The organism is Luteimonas wenzhouensis, assembly GCF_007859305.1.
Classification (GTDB): domain Bacteria; phylum Pseudomonadota; class Gammaproteobacteria; order Xanthomonadales; family Xanthomonadaceae; genus Luteimonas; species Luteimonas wenzhouensis.
Genome location: NZ_VOHE01000018.1, coordinates 1 through 3,016 on the forward strand (window position 1 = coordinate 1; position 3,016 = coordinate 3,016).

At 65.8% G+C, this 3,016-nt stretch carries 5 protein-coding genes; 2 read left to right on the forward strand and 3 right to left on the reverse strand.

Annotation, left to right across the window (positions count from 1 at the left end):
- Nucleotides 1–8 precede the first annotated feature (8 nt).
- Nucleotides 9–98: an ATP-binding protein gene (locus tag FQY79_RS15520; RefSeq protein WP_425463216.1), complete on the forward strand. Its 90-nt coding sequence runs from the start codon at nt 9–11 to the stop codon at nt 96–98.
- Between the two features lie 115 nt (nt 99–213).
- Here FQY79_RS15520 and arsB read toward each other — a convergent pair whose 3' ends face one another.
- From arsB to FQY79_RS15290, 3 genes are read right to left on the reverse strand one after another with little or no spacing between them, the layout of a single operon-like run.
- Nucleotides 214–1,248 carry an ACR3 family arsenite efflux transporter gene (arsB, locus tag FQY79_RS15280; RefSeq protein ID WP_028914990.1) on the reverse strand — a complete coding sequence of 345 codons (1,035 nt, stop codon included), beginning with the start codon at nt 1,246–1,248 and terminating at the stop codon, nt 214–216.
- Nucleotides 1,249–1,261: 13 nt separating this feature from the next.
- A complete protein-coding gene (locus FQY79_RS15285; protein ID WP_019398161.1) occupies nt 1,262–1,780 on the reverse strand; it encodes an arsenate reductase ArsC in 519 nt (172 codons plus the stop codon).
- A 34-nt stretch (nt 1,781–1,814) separates the two neighbouring features.
- A complete protein-coding gene (locus FQY79_RS15290; RefSeq protein WP_026010426.1) occupies nt 1,815–2,147 on the reverse strand; it encodes an ArsR/SmtB family transcription factor in 333 nt (110 codons plus the stop codon).
- A gap of 17 nt (nt 2,148–2,164) precedes the next feature.
- Between FQY79_RS15290 and arsH the strand changes: the two genes are divergently transcribed.
- A complete protein-coding gene (arsH, locus tag FQY79_RS15295; protein ID WP_146313764.1) occupies nt 2,165–2,920 on the forward strand; it encodes an arsenical resistance protein ArsH in 756 nt (251 codons plus the stop codon).
- The last annotated feature ends 96 nt before the right edge of the window (nt 2,921–3,016 follow it).

Here is a 3,016-nt window from a genome sequence, read left to right on the forward strand (position 1 = left end):
AGCCCACGGTGGCCGACGCCATCCTGGATCGCCTGCTGCACAACAAGCACACCATTGAGTTGAAAGGCGACTCGATGCGCAAGCACGCAGTTCGTTGATCTGATCATCGTTCCCGGCGAGCGCCGGGAACGATGGTTCTGACCGGGCAGCGGCGATGCCTCCTTGGAGGCGGATACTGATCCCCTTCGACGGAACGGCTGCCGGCCGCCAGGTCTACTGCGCCCGGACCTCGCGCTCGTACCACGGGCGAGTGTTGTTGACGATCTTGACCACCGACAGCATCACGGGCACTTCGATCAGCACGCCCACCACGGTGGCCAGCGCCGCGCCCGAGTGCACGCCGAAGAGGGCCACAGCCGTAGCGACCGCAAGCTCAAAGAAATTGCTGGCACCAATCAGCGCCGACGGTCCCGCCACGCAGTGGGCGACGCCCAGCCTGCGGTTGAGCAGGTAGGCCAGGCCGGAGTTGAAGTAGACCTGGATCAGGATCGGCACCGCCAGGATTGCGATGATCAGGGGCTGCTCGACGATCTGCCTGCCCTGGAAGCCGAACAGCAGCACCAGCGTCGCCAGCAGTGCCACCAGCGAGACAGGCCCGAGACGAGCGAGCACCCGCTCCAGCCGGGCCTCGCCGCCATGTGCAAGCAACCAGCGACGGAGGAAGACTGCGACCGCGACCGGCACCAGGATGTAGAGGCCGACTGACAGCGCCAGCGTGTCCCAAGGTACCGTGATCGACGACAGCCCCAGCAGCAGGGCTACCAGCGGTGCGAACGCCACCACCATGATCGCGTCATTGAGCGCGACTTGGCTGAGCGTGAAGTTCGCGTCGCCACGGCACAGGTTGCTCCACACGAACACCATTGCGGTGCATGGCGCGGCAGCCAGCAGGATCAGCCCTGCCATGTAGGAGTCGATCTGGTCCGCCGGGAGCCAGTCGGCGAAGACATGCCGCAGGAAGAACCAGCCCAGCAGGGCCATTGAGAACGGCTTGACCGCCCAGTTGACGAACAGGGTGACGCCGATGCCGCGCCAGTGCCTGCCCACTTCCCGCATGGCGCCGAAGTCGACCTTCAGCAGCATGGGGATGATCATCAGCCAGATCAGTGCGGCCACCGGCAGGTTGACATTCGCGACTTCCATGCCGCCGAGGGCTGCGAACGCACCCGGCATGAAATGTCCCAAGCCGGTGCCGACCACGATGCACAACGCCACCCACAGGGTCAGGTAACGCTCGAACAGCCCCATGCGGGGCGTTGCCTCAGCCATGGACGGACGCCTCGTCTTCAGGCTGTACGAAACCGATGCGATCGAGCGAGTCCTTCAGGGCGGCACGGTCGTCCCAGACCTCGGCCGGCAGTGCCAGCAGTGCCTGCAGGCGCGCCTTGACGATGCGGTGGGCCTGGCGGAATGCCTCCCGCTTGTCCTCATCATCGCCTTCCACGGCTGCCGGGTCTGGAAGCCCCCAGTGCACGCGGAGAAAGTCCCCGAGCACGACGGGGCAGGTTTCGGCCGCGGCCGAATCGCAGACGGTCACCACCAGATCCATCGGTGCCGCGTCCGGCGTTGTGAACTCATCCCAGGACTTGCTGCGCAGGCCTGCGGTGGCAATGCCTTCGGCCGCCAGCTGGGCAAGCGCCCAGGGATTGACCGTGCCGGCCGGCTGGCTGCCGGCGCTGAAGACCTCGAAGCGGTGGCCGGCCCAGGCGCGGAGCGTGGCCTCGGCCAGCACGCTGCGCGCGGAGTTGCCGGTGCACAGGAAAAGGACGCGACGCTTCATCGGGACGGTTCCTCGAGTGACAGGTGGGAGGGGGTCAACAGGCGCAGGCGGCCGCGACATCAGGGGGGCAGCTCTCGTCCGAGGAGCCCGCGCAGCAGTTGTGGGTCAGGTAGGCGACCAGTGCGTTCATGGCCTCGAAGTTGGCGCGGTAGCAGACGTTGCGCCCCCGGCTCTCGCTGCCGATCAGGCCGGCGTGGACGAGTTCCTTCAGGTGGAAGGACAGGGTTGCGCCGGGGACGGCCAGCGCTTCCGCGATTTCACCGGCCATGCGGCCGTCGGGCCCGGCCTCGACCAGCAACCGGAAGATCGCCAGCCGGGTGGCGTGGCCCAGCGCCGTCAGCGCAGCGATTGCCTGATTCGTTTCCATCATTCTAGAATAGTCGAATGAATAACGAACGGCAATCATCCGCGCTCCTCGACCTCCCCCATCTGGCCGCCGACCTGCTTCCCGGCCCTCGCCATGACGCACTCGGTGCAGACACGGGCCAGCCGGCGCCGCGCATCCTCCTGCTGTACGGCTCGCTGCGGCCGCAGTCCTACAGCCGCAAGCTGGCCTTGGAGGCCGAGCGCATCTTGCGCCACCTCGGCGCCGAAACGCGGGTGTTCGATCCACACCATCTGCCGCTGCTGGACAGCGTTGGCAAAGACCATCCGAAGGTGCGGCAACTGCGCGAATGGTCGCAGTGGTCGGAAGGTCAGGTCTGGGTTTCGCCCGAACGCCACGGCACGATCACCGGCGTGTTCAAGAACCAGATTGACTGGCTGCCCCTCGAGGATGGCAGCGTGCGTCCCACCCAGGGGCGGACGCTGGCGGTGATGCAGGTGTGCGGCGGATCGCAGTCGTTCAACGTGGTCAACACTCTGCGGGTGCTGGGGCGGTGGATGCGGATGGTGACGATTCCCAACCAGTCCTCGGTCGCCAAGGCATGGCAGGAGTTTGACGACGCGGGACGTATGCGCGCCTCTCCGTTCTACGACCGGGTGGTGGACGTGATGGAGGAGCTGGTCAAGTTCACGCTCCTGGTTCGCGGGCGAAGCGCCTATCTGGTCGATCGCTACAGCGAGAGGAAGGGTGCCGATGAAGCTCGTCGAGTGGCCAGAGAAGCAGGAGTGCTGGAAGATCTCCCAGCAGCTTCTTGACTGGCGAGCCTGCTTGATCCGCTGCTGATGGTCAGCAAGGTCGGTTGAGCGATCACCCCGCACTGTTCTCAGTGATCAATCTCATTGGTACCCGCA